This window comes from Rhizobium sp. 01L419, from assembly GCF_056400025.1.
The window spans coordinates 1-18858 of the sequence record NZ_JBFTSM010000015.1; the positions used below are offsets into that span (position 1 = coordinate 1).

General features: G+C 58.6%; 14 protein-coding genes and 2 tRNA genes. 9 read left to right on the forward strand and 7 right to left on the reverse strand.

Translation table 11 applies throughout. The features are described from left to right. The first annotated feature begins 580 nt into the window (after positions 1-580). Positions 581-1957, forward strand: a complete 1377-nt coding sequence (locus tag AC1DUP_RS25705; RefSeq protein ID WP_477835412.1) for a hypothetical protein — start codon at positions 581-583, stop codon at positions 1955-1957. A gap of 1283 nt (positions 1958-3240) precedes the next feature. Here AC1DUP_RS25705 and AC1DUP_RS25710 read toward each other — a convergent pair. Together AC1DUP_RS25710 and AC1DUP_RS25715 are read right to left on the reverse strand one after the other, a co-directional pair. Further along, a protein-coding gene (locus AC1DUP_RS25710) for an IS3 family transposase (RefSeq protein WP_477835414.1) occupies positions 3241-4430 on the reverse strand; the annotation gives its coding sequence in 2 pieces (ribosomal slippage) (positions 3241-4178 and positions 4178-4430; 1191 coding nt in all). A gap of 195 nt (positions 4431-4625) precedes the next feature. Further along, a complete protein-coding gene (locus AC1DUP_RS25715; protein WP_477835416.1) occupies positions 4626-4934 on the reverse strand; it encodes a hypothetical protein in 309 nt (102 codons plus the stop codon). A gap of 28 nt (positions 4935-4962) precedes the next feature. Here AC1DUP_RS25715 and AC1DUP_RS25720 point away from each other — a divergent pair. The 4 genes from AC1DUP_RS25720 to AC1DUP_RS25735 all read left to right on the forward strand — a co-directional run bounded on the left by AC1DUP_RS25720 (position 4963) and on the right by AC1DUP_RS25735 (position 7255). After that, positions 4963-5037 (forward strand) — tRNA-Glu (locus AC1DUP_RS25720). 228 nt (positions 5038-5265) lie between these two features. Continuing rightward, entirely contained in the window at positions 5266-5478 is a 213-nt protein-coding gene (locus AC1DUP_RS25725) for a hypothetical protein (protein ID WP_477835417.1), read from the forward strand. Positions 5479-5703: 225 nt separating this feature from the next. Further along, a tRNA-Glu gene (locus AC1DUP_RS25730) sits at positions 5704-5778 on the forward strand. Between the two features lie 307 nt (positions 5779-6085). Beyond that, a complete protein-coding gene (locus AC1DUP_RS25735; RefSeq protein WP_477835419.1) occupies positions 6086-7255 on the forward strand; it encodes a TMEM43 family protein in 1170 nt (389 codons plus the stop codon). Between the two features lie 30 nt (positions 7256-7285). Here AC1DUP_RS25735 and recJ read toward each other — a convergent pair whose 3' ends face one another. From recJ to AC1DUP_RS25755, 4 genes are all read right to left on the reverse strand, one after another. After that, positions 7286-9088, reverse strand: coding sequence for a single-stranded-DNA-specific exonuclease RecJ (gene recJ / locus AC1DUP_RS25740; RefSeq protein ID WP_477835421.1), 1803 nt, complete (start codon positions 9086-9088; stop codon positions 7286-7288). Between the two features lie 436 nt (positions 9089-9524). Continuing rightward, a complete protein-coding gene (locus AC1DUP_RS25745) occupies positions 9525-10850 on the reverse strand; it encodes a homoserine dehydrogenase (protein WP_477835423.1) in 1326 nt (441 codons plus the stop codon). Between the two features lie 64 nt (positions 10851-10914). Beyond that, on the reverse strand, positions 10915-12132 hold the full coding sequence (locus tag AC1DUP_RS25750) for an LL-diaminopimelate aminotransferase (protein ID WP_113295665.1): 1218 nt from the start codon (positions 12130-12132) through the stop codon (positions 10915-10917). 225 nt (positions 12133-12357) lie between these two features. Then, entirely contained in the window at positions 12358-12783 is a 426-nt protein-coding gene (locus tag AC1DUP_RS25755) for a hypothetical protein (RefSeq protein WP_113295666.1), read from the reverse strand. 148 nt (positions 12784-12931) lie between these two features. On the opposite strand from AC1DUP_RS25755, the gene phaC reads away from it, so the two are divergent. Both phaC and AC1DUP_RS25765 read left to right on the forward strand, forming a co-directional pair. Then, complete coding sequence (gene phaC / locus AC1DUP_RS25760; RefSeq protein ID WP_477835426.1) at positions 12932-14764, forward strand: class I poly(R)-hydroxyalkanoic acid synthase; 1833 nt, start codon at positions 12932-12934, stop codon at positions 14762-14764. A 291-nt stretch (positions 14765-15055) separates the two neighbouring features. Further along, entirely contained in the window at positions 15056-16402 is a 1347-nt protein-coding gene (locus AC1DUP_RS25765; RefSeq protein ID WP_477835428.1) for a DUF2778 domain-containing protein, read from the forward strand. Here AC1DUP_RS25765 and AC1DUP_RS25770 read toward each other — a convergent pair. Beyond that, positions 16399-17250 (reverse strand): LysR substrate-binding domain-containing protein, encoded by an 852-nt coding sequence (locus tag AC1DUP_RS25770; protein ID WP_477835430.1) that lies wholly within the window; start codon positions 17248-17250, stop codon positions 16399-16401. The two genes, AC1DUP_RS25765 and AC1DUP_RS25770, sit on opposite strands and share 4 nt — an antisense overlap. A gap of 87 nt (positions 17251-17337) precedes the next feature. On the opposite strand from AC1DUP_RS25770, the gene AC1DUP_RS25775 reads away from it, so the two are divergent. Next, positions 17338-18039: a haloacid dehalogenase type II gene (locus tag AC1DUP_RS25775; RefSeq protein ID WP_477835432.1), complete on the forward strand. Its 702-nt coding sequence runs from the start codon at positions 17338-17340 to the stop codon at positions 18037-18039. A gap of 22 nt (positions 18040-18061) precedes the next feature. Then, the gene (locus AC1DUP_RS25780) at positions 18062-18853 is read left to right on the forward strand and encodes an aldolase (protein WP_113295672.1); all 792 of its coding nucleotides are present in this window, start codon (positions 18062-18064) and stop codon (positions 18851-18853) included. The last annotated feature ends 5 nt before the right edge of the window (positions 18854-18858 follow it).

Here is an 18858-nt window from a genome sequence, read left to right on the forward strand (position 1 = left end):
TTTGCTTTGCGTTCCGTTGTCCAGCGTCGCCGCCGGACGTCACCGATCATCAAGTCAACCTGTCGAAACTCGTTAGACATAAGCTTATCCTCAAGCCTGTGCTTGAGCCTTCCTGCTTATGCTGAGTGTCCGGTCGAAAATGGGGGCAGTTCAGCTGCGCGGTCCCGCCTTTCCACTTCCCGTACTGCCCGCTTCCGCGGGCTTCTTTTTGTCCCTGAGATCCGAGGGTTCGGCCGCACACCAACGCCATGCTGCACTCATCTTAAACAGGGGGACGGCCATGAAGGCATTCCATATGGCAGTGCAGATCGAATACGGGCTTTTGCTCGTCACGTTCATCAGCGAGCACGGCTAGCCGAGATACAGACGATGACCGGCGCGGAATTCATCGAGATCATAGAGGCCAAAGCCCAAATTTCGGCACATTGACGGTCTTTGGATGTCACATTATTTTAAGAGACTCTAATATTCTAACATGCTTAACTTCCTCGGTATGATTCGTGTCGGCGGACCACGCGGGGGCTTGTCTCAGTATTGATTAGCGCGGCGAGGCCCCATCATGGCACCGTAGGGAGGCATCGTGACCGATCAGACCATTTCCATCTCCTATCCCTCCGCCGCCATCTGGGACTGGTATCGACGAGGTGGAGACATCATCGTTTATCTTGCCATCTCCCTCGGCATGGCACTCTTTATTGGCCAGGAACGGATCATATCTCGAGGTGATGTCGCTTACTGGCTTCTGGTTGGCCCCGGACTAGTCATGCCTCTGCTCCGCCTGCGACAGACATTGGAGAACCTCCTCCTGGGCACAGCGCGACCCATTGCTGCCTTTGGCATCCTGAGCGGCATTTGGTTCATTACACAACGAGATTTCTCAGCAATTCCTCCACTATTCCTCATCGTGTGGGTCGCCGGATGGGCCTGTCGTCCTGAAGCTCGCATAAGCGCAAGAACACTCTGCGCGCTGGCGTTGGTCTTTTACGCCGTGGGGATTTCGGCATTCCTAACGCAGGAAGGCTATGAGCAGCATCCGTGGCTTGCGCAGCGTCTTGAGCAGCCGGTGGCTGCGGATAGCCCTGAGGGTGACGTAGAACTCGCCTTACCCGAGCAAGACCGCGACGGATTGAACATCAACGCTTGGGGCATATTGCCGGGTCAGACGGCGACAGCCTTCCAGCCCTGGCGCGTTTCCGCGACGCCGAACATCGCCACTTCCGGAATATTCTCGCTTATGGTGCTGCTCATTCTTGTCCGTCACTTCAAGCCAAAACCGTTGGAGGCCGCGACCGCCGTTGCTACGATCTATTTTTCTCTGCTCTCCTTTGTCAGAGCGGTATTTATCAGCACGGCGCTCTTCGGGGCAACACTCGGCATCATGGCGTTGTTGCCAAAAAGGCCGGGTCTGCGCGTCGCGGCGGCCCTATTTATGACAGTCGGTTTGACGCTGCTCGTCGCGTTCTCTCCCTTCCTGCTCTACTCGCTGCAGGACTGGGGTATCGTGTCTCGCATGTTCCTGCGGGGACATACAGGAATGTCCGTTGCAGACATCTATCGCCAAATGTACCGACCGTGGCTCTGGGGTGAGCATATGAAGTTATTCTGGAACAGCCCCTATCTGATGGGTCAAGGCAGCGAATTAGCGACTAGCGCGCTCAAGAACATCATCAACGCTGGGCAGATGCGATCGGACTCCGTTTCGTTCCTCACCCGAATGGTGGCGACATACGGCATCCCCGCTTTCGGGATTATCATCTTCCTGATCGAGCGGTGCTATCGCCACGCTAAGGACAACGACATTTGGGCTGTCGCAGTCCTGTCCGTAATGGTGTGGCTGATGATGAGTTGGGGCAGTATCTTCCATCCCAGCAACGGCATGTTCGCCCTTGCCTTCCTTCTCATCGGTAACGGGTCTCAAGCCTTCTCACGCAGTAAAGCGTGCGGAGACGAAGAATAACACCAATACAAAACGGCGTGACCTAAGTGAAGGGAAACAGTCCGGACTTCGTCGCCATCGACGGGAACCGAATCCAACCTGATGAAACTAGCCACGGCACGGCCGGAATGCGGAAGGGGAAGTGACTTTTCGCTTGGGACTGCCAGCGGATAATACTGCAAAGCGGATGAGGAAACATGGGTGGTCTTTATTCCGTGACTGTGCTCCGCGTCTCTGCCATCGCCATCGCAGGTGCATGCATTGTCGGCTTCATGTTAGCATTGACCGCCGACATAGGCGAACCTATCCAGTGGCCTGAAATTCACGCTCCAAAAACAGGCCGGCACGTGGACGCAGCGCCTGCCCTCGATGCACCTTCTGAATCGCCTTAAACGGAGACTTCATTGAGTAAACGCTACTCCAGCCGATGACGGGGATGGGGGCAGTCGCCACTTGTCGGTGCTCGCTGCTGTTATCTACGATATGACATCGTGACTTTGTGCCACGCGCGAAAGAATCCAGCCTTGTCTCTAAACTGGCCTATCGGCTCCACCGCGAGAAGTATGGTCAAAACGAAGCTTACGACGATCGGTCAGAAAAATAGCATCTGGTCAGTCGCCGGATCATTTATGCGGTCCAAAAATCGGGGAAGAAGGTAGATTGAAAAATAGACAATGAGGCCTGGCACGAACAGTAGCTACACAATCAAAAAGAAGCACACTTCAACGTCTAACCGCTTCCCTCAAGCGACCCTTACTTTTATGCTGTTGTAGTCTATTTGCTGTTTAACAGACCTATATTACAATCAACCTACGACCGGTGCTCCCCTACCCGATGAAGTGTGGGCGGTGGGTCAGCCGCGTCCAGACGATGTCGGCAAAAAGCGCGTGACAAACGACCTCGCCCATCCATCTATGAAGTTGGCGTCGCGCTTGTCTAGGATGACTTGACCAGGGTCGTCTGGATTAACGAATACTGTAACAAGAGACCTTGGCTCAAACCCAGCCCGGCGCATCTGACGAGTGTTTATCTCGGTCTTGCGATAGGAAACGTCGTCGAGAGCAAACTCGACATCAACGAACAAGCTATCGACATCAACAATCGTGGCTGTATAGCAAGCTGTGATCTTCGCGGTTGCGAGCCGCCACCTATTCGAAAGGTAGATCTCACGGACCCGAAGGCCGAAGGGGATCAGAGGGAAGACAGCAATAGAAACTATCCATAGTGCTTCATACATTGATGCGCGCTCATTTCCCCTACCCGCGTCTGACAGGGACCATATGACATGACCTGCCACTGAAGTTTCATCCGGCTGCGATTAGAGCCTCGGCGGTTTTTGATACGCCAAATGGCGGGGTGGGAGCAACCGGCGGAAACGTGAAGCTTCCACACTGCGTAGCGTTGGAGCCGGTTGCGGCGATGAGCCCGGCATAATCCGCCGGGGTCTGGTATCCGAGCGATGAGTGCGGCCGGAAATTGTTGTAATCGTCGGCCCATTCCGCAATGGCGCTGCGGGCATGGTCGAGACCAAAGAGCAGGCTCTCGTTGAGCAGCTCGTCACGCATGCGGCCGTTGAAGCTTTCGATATAGCCGTTTTGCATTGGTCTTCCCGGCGCGATGTAGTGCCACTCGACCTTGTGATCCTTCGACCATGCAAGGATGGCATTCGAGGTCAGTTCGGTCCCGTTGTCGGAGACAATCATGCCGGGCTTACCCCGTCGCTCGATAAGCGTCGTCAACTCGCGTGCAACACGGCGACCCGATATCGATGTATCCGGGATCGCCGCCAGGCATTCGCGCGTAACGTCGTCGACCACATTGAGGATGCGGAAACGCCTGCCGCACGCGAACTGATCGTGGACGAAATCCAGCGACCAGCGGGCATTGGCCTTTGCTTCAACGAGGATCGGCGCACGCGTGCCAACAGCACGACGCCTGGCTTTGCGCTTGCGCACGGAAAGACCTTCCTCGCGGTAGAGCCGGTAGATGCGATTGACCCCGGACACCTCTCCATCCCGCCGAAGCAAGATGAACAATCGACGATAGCCAAACCGGCGGCGCTCATTAGCCAGATCGCGCAGCTTCGCTCGCAACTCGACCTCCGGCGGTCGAGAAGATCGGTAACGGATCGTCTTTCGGTCTGCGGATATGATCTGGCAGGCCCGCCGTTCCGAAAGGCCCATGATGGCCTTCAGGTGCGCGACAGCGTCACGCTCGGCGGCAGGCCCTACCATTTTTTTGAAAGAAGCTCGCGGAGTGCCGCTGTATCCAGCATCTGTTCGGCGAGAAGCTTCTTCAGCTTGGCATTCTCGTCCTCCAGCGCCTTCAGACGCTTGGCCTCAGACACCTCCATGCCGCCGTATTTGGCCTTCCAGTTGTAAAAGGTCGCTTCAGAAATCCCGTGCCTACGGCAAAGATCAGCCGCTTTCGCTCCGGCCTCCTGCTCCTTCAACACCGCAATGATCTGCTCTTCCGTAAATCGCTGCTTCTTCATAAGTCCGTCCTCAATAGGCCAGACTCTAATCCATTCTGGAGGAAATTCTCAGTGGCAGGTCAGACACCGTCAAGTTCCTGCCAAGCCAGAAGCCGCCCGACGATCGGCGGGGCGATGGGTATGTAAAGCTGTGTCTCTAGGGGAAACTAGAGCTTCCTTGCTCGACACGATAGGGCTCCAGAATACTCATCAGCGCTAAACAACACTGATCGAAAGTACCGAGGTCACCACGACCAGAACCGACAATGCAATCACGAATTTATTTCTTGGCGTTGCCAAGTCCTGGTCGTCGTCTTGGAACACGGACCAATAGATTTTAGGCCCGAAATCCTTCTGAAGTCGAAGCCATTGCTCAGGTAGAAAAGAAGCGAACGAGCATACCAGTACCAACTCCAGGCACAGCCGCCGCCCGTGGATCTTGAGAAAACCAGAGCCAAAACCGTTATTCGCCTGTGAATACCACCAGTAATCCCCCGATAAGTCTCTGCCGCTTGCGGAACGCATTGCGCCTTCCTATTTGAGCTGAAAGCCTGCGCCCTTCGTCTATCGGTTAGGACGACAGATTCTCATTCTGTAAAGAGGGGTTCGACTCCCCTAGGGCGTACCAAGATTTCATTTGCGGATATCTCGACCATTCCGCCCGTAGACCGCATAGCTCCTGCTTCAGGCGCTACTGATTTTCGCGTAATTCAATGATCACATCGCGCTATACACGGCGCGGCGCCGTCTTCGCCTTCCCGGCGCGTCCTCCTGACCTTGGGACTTTAGTCCGTTCCGGACAGGCGTTTTTCTGTGCATGATCCAGAATTAGATCGCAACCTGGGGGAGGAATACTGTGATCTACGAAAAGCGGAACGTTACCGACAACTCGAAAGAACGGACGTGCTTCGAGAAGGAAGCGGCCGAAGCCCTCAGCAAGCACTACCGGCGCCCGATCGCTATCTGTTTTTCCTGGCAGCCAGGGCAGAAGCCCAATACTATCGATTTGCGGGCTACTCCGCAGATTTTGGCTGAAGCTGAAAGCCAGGGACCAACGAGAATTCCATGACTTGCAATGCTCCAAGGCTTAGGCGCCAGAAGGCTCTTTAGGATTTTCAAAGCTCGTCCTCGCCCTGCGAGGTGCTAACAATCCATGCAGCGACAAGGTTGGCTTCCCCTCCACCTCCCCTTTTCCACAAGCCAAGCAAAAAACTGGATAATCCGGCAAAAATTTCTCATTTTGCGGCTTGCGGCGCAGAAAAGTGCTGACTATAAGGGCGCCACCACAGCGCACGCGCCCTTCGTCTATCGGTTAGGACGACAGATTTTCATTCTGTAAAGAGGGGTTCGACTCCCCTAGGGCGTGCCACTCCCTTCATGACTTCCCTTGCTTTTCACAGAGTTGTCTTCGCGACGCTGATTATGCGCAACATGCCAATTGATGTCACTCGGCGCGGACTGGACGTCGAATTCCGGCAAGCTGCGCGGCGCCAAAACACGCCCCTCAATCTCGGTAGCAACGTCTCGGAAAGACCATCATTTTCAACAGTATAATCTGCCCAGAATTTGTTTTCGGAATTTACCGGGAATTAGCGAGCGAAGACTAAGATTATTCCGGACAGTATCACAGATCCGGCACTCCAATATACTCCCTCGCGGCAGGTGATTTTCGAAAAATGAGCCACACGGAAACGACCTATACTTCATGGTTTGAACGCATCAAAAACGCACTGATCGGCGCACTGATTGGCCTCGTTTTGCTCATAGGATGCATCTGGCTGCTGGTCTGGAACGAAGGACGCGCAATCCAGACTTATCGCGCCCTCTCGGAAGGCGCGTCCCAGGTCGTTTCAGTCGATGGCGCTACGGTCGATCCGGCAAATGAAGGCAAGCTAGTCCACATCAGCGGAACGGTGAAATCCGATCAGGTTCCCCGAGACAGCCAATTCGGTGTCATCGCCGACGGCGCCGTCGGCCTTTCCCGCAGGGTCGAGATGTATCAGTGGGTGGAAAAGAGCGAGAGCCAGACTAAGAAGACGCTGGGTGGCGGCGAGGAAACGACGACGAGCTATTCCTACAACAGAGAGTGGCGCTCGGACGTCGTCGATTCGAGCCGCTTCAAGCAGCCTGATGACCATCAGAATCCAACCAGCATGCCTGACGGCGCAACTTTCACGGCAAAGACAGCGCATGTCGGCGCCTTCTCGGTGCCGGGCAAGGATATTGCCGGGATCGGCGACTATTCGCGGCTGGCGCTCACCGACGGCGACGTCGAGCGCATCGCTGCCCAGATTGGCGCCGGCCGACCGGCAAGGCGAAGTGTCGAAGGCACCTATATCGGTCAGAACGAGAACCTGCCTGATGTCGGTGATCTCAAGATCGCTTACCAGCGGATCGATGTGGAATCGGCAAGCATCGTCGGCAAGCAGAGCCAAGGCGCGCTCAGTTCCTATGAGACGACGAACCATCGCAATATCTTCCTCACAGCCGATGGCGATGTGGATGCCAGCCAGATGTTCAAATCGGCGGAGAACGAAAACACCATCATCACCTGGCTTGTCCGCGCCGGCGGCCTGATCGGCTTGTTCGTCAGCTTCAAGCTAATGTTTGGGCTGCTGCCCATTCTCGGAGACCTGATCCCGTTTATCGGCTCGATCATCGGTTTCGGCACCAGCATCGTCGCCTTCGTGCTGACGCTACTGGTCGGTCCTGTCGTTATCGCCATAGGCTGGTTCGCCTACAGGCCGCTGCTGTCAGTCGGCATCATCGCGGGCGGCGTATTACTTGCGGTGATCGTTACCCGTCTTCGCAGAAAAGCGCCACTTTCCCAGCCGCAACCGGCCTGATCTCTGTTCCGGCCAAGGATTTTCCGCCAGTCACTTGGCCGGCGCGCCGTCGATGATGCGCAACTGGATGCGGCGCGAACCCTGATAATGCTCAGCGCCGAGTGAGCCTGCGACATGCAGGTTGGCGCCGCGGGAATTGAGAAGAAGGTTGCCGAGCGGGGTCTCGGCAGCCCTGAAGGCGATGCCGTCGAGGCGCGTGCCATCCATCGCTTCCAGTGTCACCTTCACATGCCGCTCGCCGACGAGACGGGAATCACGAACACGATGCGCCGGTACGGCAAAGAGCGGCTGGGAATGCCCTGAGCCATAAGGCCCAGCCGTTTCCAGGCGATCGATGAGCTCGATCGTCGCGCCACTTGCAGCGATCGCGCCATCGATCTTCAGCGTTTCATTGGCGACAAGGGTCGCCACCGTTTTCTGCGCCTTCTCGGTGAAGAAGCCGCGCAACAGACCGAGCTTGCCACGTTCAACGGTTAGACCGGCCGCCATGGCGTGACCGCCGCCCTTGACGAGCAGCCCCTCATCGACCGCGGCACGCACCATCCTGCCCATGTCGAAGCCGTTAATCGAACGACCCGACCCGGTGCCCCTGCCGGAGGGATCGAAGGCGATGGCGAAAGCGGGACGCTTGAACTTCTCCTTCAGGCGCGCGGCAATCAGGCCGACAATGCCGGGATGCCATTTCTCGTGCGCCGTGACGATGACGGAAGCCCCCTCGCCGTCTCCATACTCTGCAAGCGCTTCGGCCTCGGCCTCCTGCAGCATGATCGCCTCCATGGCCTGCCGTTCGCGGTTGAGCTCATCCAGGCGCTGGGCAATGGCTTCAGCCTGGATCGCGTCATCGAGCGTCAGCAAGCGGCTTCCGAGTGCCGCATCGCCGATTCGTCCGCCGGCATTGATTCGCGGGCCGATCAGAAAACCGAAATGATAGGGCGTCACCGGCCCTGCCAGGCCCGCCTTGCGGAACAGCGCCGCCAGACCGGCATTGCTCTGGTGGCGCGCGGCGACCAATCCTTTCACCACAAAGGCACGATTGAGCCCCTTGAGCGGGACGACGTCACAAACGGTCGCGAGCGCGACGATATCCAGCCACTGCAGCAGATCGATCGCGAGGATGCGCTTGTCGCCTGCCTCACGCAGCAGGCGCAAAGTCGCGACCAGCACCATGAACACGACACCGGCGGCGCACAGATGCCCAAGCCCCGAAAGATCGTCCTCGCGGTTTGGATTGACAAGGGAATGGCAGGGCGGCAGCTCGTGTGTCACCTGGTGGTGATCGATGACGACGACGTCGATGTTGCGGTCAGCAGCGGCCGCCAACGCCTCATGGCTGGTGGAGCCGCAATCGACGGTCACGATCAGGCTCGCGCCGTTATCGATCAACTGATTGATGGCAGTCGGGTTGGGGCCATAACCTTCGAAGATGCGATCGGGGATGTAGATATGCGCCTTGACGCCGAAATGGGTGAGGAAGCGATACATGAGCGCGGAAGAGGCCGCACCATCGACGTCGTAATCACCGAAGATCGCGACGGGCTCGCCGTCACGGATCGCGTCGGCAATGCGCTTTGCGGCCTTTTCGCAGTCGGTCAGCTTGTGGGGATCGGGCATCAGGCTGCGGATCGTCGGATCGAGGAATTCGACCGCCTCATCCACCGTCACGCCGCGCCCGGCAAGCACGCGGGCGATCAGGTCCGGCAGACCATGCATCTGCGACATGGCGAGCGCGCGATTCTGCCCCGCCTGATCGAGGCGCGAAACCCAGCGATTGTCGAGGACGGACTTTTCGACGCCCAAGAAGGCGCGCGGTACCGGATCGACCTGATCTGCCATGCCAAACTCCGCTTTCATCATCTGCCCTTTTTACAGATGCGGCACAGATAGCAAAGCGGTGATTTGAGGGCTGTGGATTACCAGAAAAGCGCCCAGGCGATCAACCCGATGCCGAGGACCTGCACGAAGACGATCGAAAGCAGGATTAGGAGCGTGGCCCAATTCCGGCCTCGCGGCGCCTCGCACTCAAGGGCTGCTCCATGCGCTGTCGGATCAGATATAGGCAAGCCCGCCCGAGGACTCTCGATCTCCGCCCGAACATGATCATGCGTATGCTCGATGTTCCTCAACCCACGACTCCAACGACTCCCAGGTTGATTATATCTATATCTACATATCTGTTAATATAAATCTTCGTGAAGTGCTTTGATTAATAACAGAAAACCCGTCCGGGCGATCCCGGACGGGCTGAAGTGGTCCAAACCGGGACAAAGTGTCAGGATTCTTCCTTGGGACGCTCGATGCGGATCACCTGCGGCTCTCCAACGAGGTAGCCCTCTTCCTTGATTGCAGCGACCGCCTTGCGCACAGAATCCTCCATCGTCGCATGGGTGACGAGGATGATCGTCTGATGATGCGAAGGCGCCAGATGCTGCTTGGAACGCTGGACGATCGATTCCAGCGAAATCTGGTTTTCCGCCATGCGCGTGGCGACGCTGGCAAAGACGCCGGTGCGATCGAGGACGGTCAGGCGGATGAAATAACCGCCCTCATGGCTCTGAATCTGCGCCTTGCGGTAAGGCTCCAGCGATTTGGCGGGGTGGCCGAGAACGGGAACGCGCTGCGCACCCGGCTGGCTCTTGGCGATGTCGGCGATATCGCCAAGCACCGAGGATGCCGTGGCGCTGCCGCCGGCACCAGGACCGACCATCAACAATTCGCCGAGAATATCGGATTCGATTGCGACCGCGTTGGTGACACCATCGACCTGGGCGATGACGGAATCGACCGGCACCATGGTCGGATGCACGCGCTGTTCGATACCGGTATCCGTGCGCTGGGCGACGCCGAGCAGTTTGATGCGGTAGCCGAGATCGGCTGCGGCATGGATATCGTCGATCGAGATATTGGTGATGCCTTCGAGATAGATATCGTCAGCGGCGATCCTGTTGCCGAAGGCGAGCGTCGTCAGGATCGAAAGCTTGTGGGCGGTGTCGTTGCCTTCGATGTCGAAGGCCGGGTCAGCCTCGGCATAACCGAGGCGCTGGGCTTCCTTCAGGCAATCGGCGAAGGACAGGCCTTCCTTCTCCATCTTGGTAAGGATGTAATTGCAGGTGCCGTTCATGATGCCGTAGACGCGCGAGATCGTGTTGCCCGTCAGCGATTCACGCAGCGCCTTGATAACAGGGATGCCACCGGCAACGGCCGCTTCGAAATTCAAGAGCGAGCCTTTCTCTTCCGCGATCGTCGCAAGCTCGACGCCGTGATAGGCAAGCAGCGCCTTGTTGGCAGTCACCACATGGAGACTACGGGAAAGAGCGGCGCGAACGGCCGTATTTGCAGCCCCTTCGGCACCGCCGATCAGCTCGACGAACACGTCGATATCGGCCTTTTCGGCCAGTTCTTCGGGACGCTCATACCAGGTGATGCCGGTCAGATCGATACCACGATCCTTCGTGCGGTCACGGGCCGAAACTGCCGTAATCGTAATCGGGCGGCCGCAGGTGACTGCAAGTTCGTTGCTTTTCTGCTTGATGATGCGAACAAGCGAGGCACCAACGGTACCCAAGCCCGCAATGCCGATTTTGAGGGCATCTGCCATGGATAGATCCTGAAATGTCTAGTGAGAGACAGCCGCAAATCTGCGGCTGTCTTCGAGGTTGGAATTAACGGTGGGCGTTGAGCGAGATGACGTTGTGCATCGTCTCGTCGGCCGTCGACATGAACTTCTTGATGTTGCGTGCGGCCTGGCGGATGCGGTGCTCGTTTTCGACGAGTGCCAGACGCACGTAGTCGTCGCCCATCTCGCCGAAGCCTATGCCCGGGGCAACGGCGACGTCGGCCTTCTCGACCAGCAGCTTGGAGAATTCCAGCGAGCCGAGATGACGGAACTTTTCCGGGATTTTCGCCCAGGCAAACATGGTGGCGGCCGGCGGCGGAACGTCGAAACCGGCCTTGCCGAAGCTTTCGACCATGACATCGCGGCGACGCTTGTAGACGTTGCGGACTTCCGCAATGTCGGAACCGTCGCCGTTCAGCGCATGCGTTGCCGCAACCTGGATCGGCGTGAAGGCGCCGTAATCGAGGTAGGACTTCACCCGCGTCAGCGCCGCGATCAGCCGTTCGTTGCCGACGGCAAAGCCCATACGCCAGCCGGGCATGGAGAAGGTCTTCGACATGGAGGTGAATTCGACCGCCACATCCATTGCGCCCGGGACCTGCAGAACCGACGGTGGCGGCTCGCCATCGAAATAGATTTCCGAATAAGCGAGGTCCGAAAGCACGATAATGTCGTGCTTCTTCGCGAAAGCGATGACGTCCTTATAGAAGTCGAGGCTGGCAACGAAGGCCGTCGGGTTCGACGGATAGTTCAGGATCAGCGCCAACGGTTTCGGGATCGAGTGGCGCACGGCGCGCTCGAGCGGCGGGAAGAAACTTTCGTCCGGCTCGACCGACATGGAGCGGATAACGCCGCCGGCCATCAGGAAGCCGAAGGCATGGATCGGATAGGTCGGGTTCGGGCAGAGAATGACGTCGCCCGGCGCGGTGATCGCCTGCGCCATATTGGCGAAGCCTTCCTTGGAGCCGAGGGTGGCGACCACCTGCGTATCCGGGTTCAGCTTCACACCGAATCGGCGCGCATAATAGGCAGCCTGCGCGCGGCGTAGACCGGGAATGCCCTTGGAGGACGAATAGCGGTGGGTGCGCGGGTCCTGGACGACTTCGCAAAGCTTGTCGACGATCGCCTGAGGGGTCGGAAGGTCAGGGTTTCCCATGCCGAGATCGATGATATCGGCCCCGCCCGCTCGCGCGCTCGCTTTCAAACGGTTGACCTGTTCGAAAACGTAGGGCGGCAAACGCCGGACTTTGTGAAACTCTTCCATCTCTTTCCCCATGGAAATGCGGCCAACGTGACCGCTGTCGAAGCTCGTTCCGTCTCCCGGCATCTGCGATACGAGCTTCAGACTCGCAGCGCCGTATTCCTCTTGAACTCAAGTTGCGCGGCAAATCTTTGGCGGAGAGGCCGCGCACGAAGCGCATTATCGGGAAAATTGCATCTTCCGATCTATTCGGAAGGCTTTGCGTCCAAATCGCCTTAAAGGCAAGGCTTATTTGGTGATTTCGGAGAGCGTCGCGGCCCCATGGTCGGCGGCCAGTTGGCGCATCTCGGCTACGCGGCGCTGATACTCCGCTTCCGAGATCGCACCCGACTGGCGCTTGGCGCCAAGGGCGGTCAACTGATGCTGCAGTTCGGCCGCCTGTTCGTCGCTCATCTGCACATTGGCGGCCGTCAGCGGCGCACCAAATGTCGGGTAGCCGTCGCCCGGTTCCTTGGCAAGGCCGCCTTCGACCGCTTCGCCCTTGGAAGCCGGCATCACGACTGCGGTCGGCGCTGCCATGCGCTGGGCGAAGGCCTGCTTCTCCTCGGCGGTCTTGTTGCATCCGGCAAGCGCAAAGGCCATGGCCGCGGCCGCCGCGCAGATTGCTGCGGTGCGGGTGAAGGTCGCGATATGCCCAATGCCTGTCGTCGTCATGCCTGATGATCCAATCCTGCCTGCTTCGACTGTTAAATTCGTCGCAGCGACAAAGCAATAGCATGAGAGCGGTCGCGCGGAACTTGTTTTCTTCATCGCCGCAGATGTACAACGGACGAACAATAGATGCTGCCGCCGGAGGAAGTGCGTGACCGACAGCAAGCGGGAGAATGGTGCCAAGGTGGATTTCGACGCCAAGGATCTCGATCCCTATCTCCTGAAGGATCCAGAGGCCATGGCGATGAACTTCGCCCGTGCGCTGGAAAATCTCGGCAAGGCCGCTTCGGCGTGGCTCGGCCCGCGCGAGCGCGGCGAAATCTCCGACACGGTCGTCGACCCTGTCACCGATATGGTGAAGACGCTCTCCAGGGTCACTGAATACTGGATCGCCGATCCGCGCCGTACCTTCGAGGCACAGACACAGCTCATGACCTCGTTCTTCGGCATTTGGATGAACTCCATGCAGAAGATGCAAGGGGCCTCACCAGCAGTGGAGCCGGTCGCACGCGTCGACAAGCGCTTCGCCGACGAGGACTGGCAGAAGAATCCCTTTTTCGAATTTCTCAAGCAGGTCTATTTCGTGACTGCCGACTGGGCCGAAAAGCTGGTTGCCGAAACCGAAGGGCTCGACGAGCACACCAAGCACAAGGCCGGCTTCTATGTGAAGCAGATCACGGCAGCGCTCTCACCCACCAATTTCGTGGTCACCAATCCGCAGGTCTATCGGGAGACGATTGCGACCAGCGGCGAGAACCTCGTGCGCGGCATGAAGATGCTGACCGAGGATATTATCGCCGGCCGCGGCGAATTGCGTCTGCGCCAGACCGACATGACCAAATTCGCCGTCGGCCGTGACATGGCGCTGACGCCGGGCAAGGTGATCGCCCAGAACGAGATCTGCCAGGTCATCCAATACGAGCCATCGACGGAAACGGTGCTGAAGCGGCCGCTGCTGATCTGCCCGCCATGGATCAACAAGTTCTATATTCTCGACCTCAACCCGCAGAAATCCTTTATCAAATGGTGCGTGGATCAGGGACATACGGTCTTCGTCATCTCGTGGGTCAATCCTGATAGTCGTCATGCGCTGAAGGACTGGACCGCTTACGCAAGGGAAGGCGTCGATTTCGCGCTGGAGACGGTGGAGAAGGCGACCGGCGAGAAAGAGGTCAACGCCATCGGCTACTGCGTCGGCGGCACGCTGCTTGCCGCAACCCTTGCCCTGCATGCCAAGGAGAAGAACAAGCGCATCAAGACCGCGACACTCTTCACTACGCAGGTCGATTTCACCCATGCAGGCGACCTGAAGGTCTTCGTCGATGAGGAGCAGCTCCAGACGCTGGAAGCACATATGCAGGAGCTGGGCTATCTCGACGGCTCGCGCATGTCGACGGCGTTCAACATGCTCAGGGCGAGCGAGCTCATCTGGCCCTATTTTGTCAACAACTACCTGAAGGGCCAGGAGCCCCTGCCCTTCGACCTCTTGTTCTGGAATGCCGATTCGACCCGCATGGCAGCGGCCAATCATGCTTTCTACCTGCGCTACTGCTACCTGGGGAATGCGCTGACCAAGGATGAGCTGGTCCTCGACGGCAAGACGGTGTCGCTGAAGGACGTCAAGATCCCGATCTACAACCTCGCAACGCGCGAGGATCACATCGCGCCGGCGAAATCCGTTTTCCTCGGCAGCCAGTTCTTCGGCGGCAAGGTGCAGTTCGTCGTTACCGGCTCCGGCCATATTGCCGGCGTCGTCAACCCGCCCGACAAGCACAAGTACCAGTTCTGGACTGGCGGCCCAGCCAAGGGCGACTACGATACGTGGCTTGCCAAGGCAAAGGAAACGGCGGGCTCATGGTGGCCGCACTGGCATGCGTGGATCGAGACCCAAGCCGGCGATCGCGTTGCGGCCCGCAAGCCGGGCGGCGCGGCACTCAACGCCATCGAGGAAGCACCCGGCAGCTATGTGATGGCGCGGAGCTGACGGCGGAAAAATTTTCCGCCGTCGAATTACCTCTCGCCGGGCGGGGATATACCAGCAACCGCAAGCCTTTGAAAAATAGCCTTCTCTAAATTATTGCGTCTCTTTTCGTCACATTCGAAGCAGATCGCCGTGACCGTAAACCAATTGGAAACCATAGTTCGTCATCCTTAAGAAACGGTCGCATGTCGCGGATAGGCCAAAATTCGGCCTTTTTGGGTAGTTAGCGGCTCCGGCATAGATCAGTTGTCAGTGCTGCCGGCCTGCGTAGCGCGTTTAGAAGACGAGTAGAGTATGGCGTTTGCGGTAGGGACGTTCAATGACGTCGCCCCTTTTGGCGGATCCGCTGTTCGTTCGGGCAGATCTCGCGGTTTACTCACCGGCATCGCAATCGCCGGACTTTTGACCTCCACGTGGCTTGTCGGCACCGTTGCAACAATGCAATCCGTATCGATGCCCTTCTCGTCGCCGAAGGCGATCGCTCAGGTCACAGCGGCACCGAGGACAGCAGCAGTTGTCGTCACGCATGAGCGGCTTATCCACGTCAACAAGGCTTCGCGGCTTGCAGCATTCGATGCCAAGCCGGTGATGCCGTTGACGGCACAGTTGATCCAGTCTCACGCCGAGAAGACATCCGCCGCATCGAGCGCAAAACTGGCGCTCACCAAGACCACTCGCCTACCCGTCGCTATCGCAGAAGCTCAGCCAGTTGCGGTCTCCGACAACGCGCGCTTCAGCAAGGAAGATGCTGTCACGGTAGCGGCACCCGCTGTCCAAACCGCTGCTGCCATGCCTGTCGAGAATGATGCAGACCGGATCATCATCCCATCGAAGGAGACCGTCGCTGCTGCCGAAATGCCGGCTATGCTCGCTCTGGCCGAAGCCGGCCCGCGCGTCATGCCTGCTCCCGTCGAGCCCCCGCTGGCAAGCAGCCCTGCTGCTCCCGCCGCAGGTAAGCCGGCAGAGGTGGAAGTCGCCGAAGCAGACGATGATGCACCGCCTTTCGGTCTGGTTCTCGCCCCGGATGAGGATTCGGTACCGCTGCCGATGGCGCGGCCAGACGGTCTCGTCGGCAAGCCGGCACCTGCCTCAAAGGGTTCGCAGCGTGCTGCCGAGCCTGTGCTTGCCTATGCAAAGCCGAACTCGCCGATCGAGGACGATGACGACGATGCGGTGCCGCGCTACGACAAGCCGGTCTTCACACCGCGGCTTCGCGCCGGCGTCGCAATCTATGATATCGAGAATGGCACAGTTTACCTGCCGAACGGCGAACGGCTGGAGGCCCATTCCGGCCTTGGCAAGATGCGCGACAATCCGCGCTTTGTGAGCCAGAAGATGCGCGGACCAACGCCGCCGCACACCTATAATCTGACGATGCGTGAAGCTCTGTTCCACGGGGTGGAAGCCATTCGTCTGACGCCGGTGCAGGGTTCGGACGCGATTTTCAACCGTGTCGGTTTGCTCGCGCATACTTATATGCTCGGCAGGAACGGCGATTCCAACGGTTGCGTTTCCTTTAGGGATTACAAGCGCTTCCTGGCTGCCTACAAGCGTGGAGACATCAGGCAGCTCGTCGTCGTGCCGCGGATGAACAACAAGCCGGCTTCGACGCTCGCCTCGCTCTTCTCCTCACGCACCTAGAGATTGGCCGCGAGGAAATCGGCAAGCGACCGGCTCTCCACAGAGAGGCGCGGCTTTCCCCTGACGAGCGCAAGTTCGGATGCCGGCTGCGGATCGAACCCGTCTGCCGCTCCAAGTTGACGATGTTCAGGCAAGACGGCATCCGACGGCAGCAGGCTGATGCCGAGGCCAGAGGCGACAGCCGCCTGAACTCCCATCAAACCCTGGCTCGTATAGGCGATGCGCCAGCGCCGTCCGCTGCGCTCGATGAAGCGGATCGCCCTCTCTCTGTAGATGCAGCCGACCGGAAAAACGGCAAGCGGAACAGGCTCATCCCGAACCAGTCGGCGCGTGCTCTCGACCCAGACCAGTTCCTCCTTCCAGCTCGCCAGACAGGCACCATCGCCGGGTTCCCGCTTGATCAGTGCCAGATCGATTTCACCCGTATCGAGAAGGCGGCGAAGCTCGACGCTCCAGCCGCTGACGGTGTCGAGCCTTATATGCGGTGAGGCAGCGGAAAAACCGGAGAGAAGATCGATGAGCCTGCGGCCGGCGAAATCTTCGGGAACGCCGAGCCTGATGGTCTTGGGCGCAGCGGGCTGGCGCATGACGTCCATTGCCTCTTCGGCTGTCGTCAGCAAGCGTCGGGCATAGCTCAAGAGAATTTCGCCCTCCTCCGTCGTCTGGATGCCACCTGTCGACTTGTCGCGCAGAAGCAGGGTGTGGCCGATGTTGGCCTCGAGCTTCTTGATCTGCTGGCTGACGGTGGACTGGGTAAGGTGAACACGCTCAGCCGCCCGCGTGAAGCCGCCGGCATCGACGACCGCTGCGAAGGTCCGTAGAAGATCGAGGTCGAAGGCGAAGATCATTCGATTTTCCACTATCTGTAATTATCACATTTAATTTCTCAATGACTCTGTTCTTTGTCAACATGCGGCAAATCATGGAGACGAGAGATGACACTTTCCGAAAACCGGCCGACCTGGCTGACGTTCGATTGCTACGGCACGCTGATCCAATGGGATGAAGGGCTGCTTGCCGCCATGGACACGATCCTGTCTGCAAAGGGCCGCGATATTGACCAGCCTGCCTTCATCGCTGTCTACGATCGCTGCGAGCACGAGTTGGAACAGCAGAAGCCGCACCGGTCCTTCCGCCAAGTCACGRCCCTCGCATTGGAACTGGCCATGCAGGAATTCGACCTGCCATTCCACGCCACCGATGCCGATTTGCTGACATCCTCGATCGGCCGGATGCCGCCCTTCCGGGAAGTGGTCGAAACACTCGACAAGCTGAAGGCTGCAGGCTTCAAGCTTGCCATCATCTCCAATACGGATGACGCCATCATCGCCGGCAACGTCGCGCAACTCGGCGGCTTCATCGACCGGGTGATTACCGCGGAACAGGCGGAAGCCTACAAGCCGTCGCCACAGATTTTCCGGCATGCCTGGAAAACGCTCGGCATCGGCATGGAAGATCTCGTGCATATCTGCGCCAGCCCGCATCTCGACCTTGTCGCCGCGCGCGAACTCGGTTTTCGTGCCATCTGGGTCGATCGCGGCACGGGACGCAAACTGCTTGGCGACTATCGCCCCAACGAGATCGTGCCGACGCTCGACAAGGTGCCCGGTCTTTTTGCCGCAAACGGCTGGATGTAATTGGCGCGATTGGAGACAAGACATGGCTCATGAACTGAACCTGGCGAAGGGACAGCCGGCGATATTGCGCAACCTGCCGCTCGATACCGAAGAGATCTGGCAGGCGCGTGTCGATCTGGCGGCGTGCCTTCGAATGGCGGCGCGGCTCGGGCTTGAGGAAGGCATCTGCAACCATTTCTCGGCAGTCGTGCCCGGCCATCCCGATCTCTTTCTCGTCAACAGGCTCGGCTGGGCCTTTCAGGAAGCGACCGCCTCATCGCTGCTGATCTGCGATCTGGAAGGCAATGTCGTTGCCGGCGACGGCATGCCGGAGGCTACCGCCTTCTTCATCCATGCCCGCCTGCACAAGATGTCGCCGCGCGTCGGTGCGGCCTTCCATACGCACATGCCGAATGCGACAGCGCTCAGCATGGTCGAGGGCGATCCGTTCATCTGGGCCGGACAGACCGCACTGAAATTCTATGGCCGCGTCGCCGTCGACGAGAACTACAACGGACTGGCACTCGATGAGCGCGAGGGCGACAGGATCGCCGCTGTGCTCGGCGACAAGGACATCCTGTTCATGAAGAACCATGGTGTCATGGTCTGCGCGCCCAATATCGCCGAAGCCTGGGACGACCTCTACTATCTGGAACGGGCTGCAGAGGTTCAGCTCAAGGCGATGAGCACGGGGCGCCGGCTGGTGCCGATATCCGAAGAGATTGCCGAACAGGCGGCAAAGCAGATGCGCGAAGGCGATCCGGAAAGTGCGCGCCTGCATCTCGAAAGCGTCAGGCGTGTTCTCGACCGGCAGGCGCCGGAATATCGGACCTAGGGCTT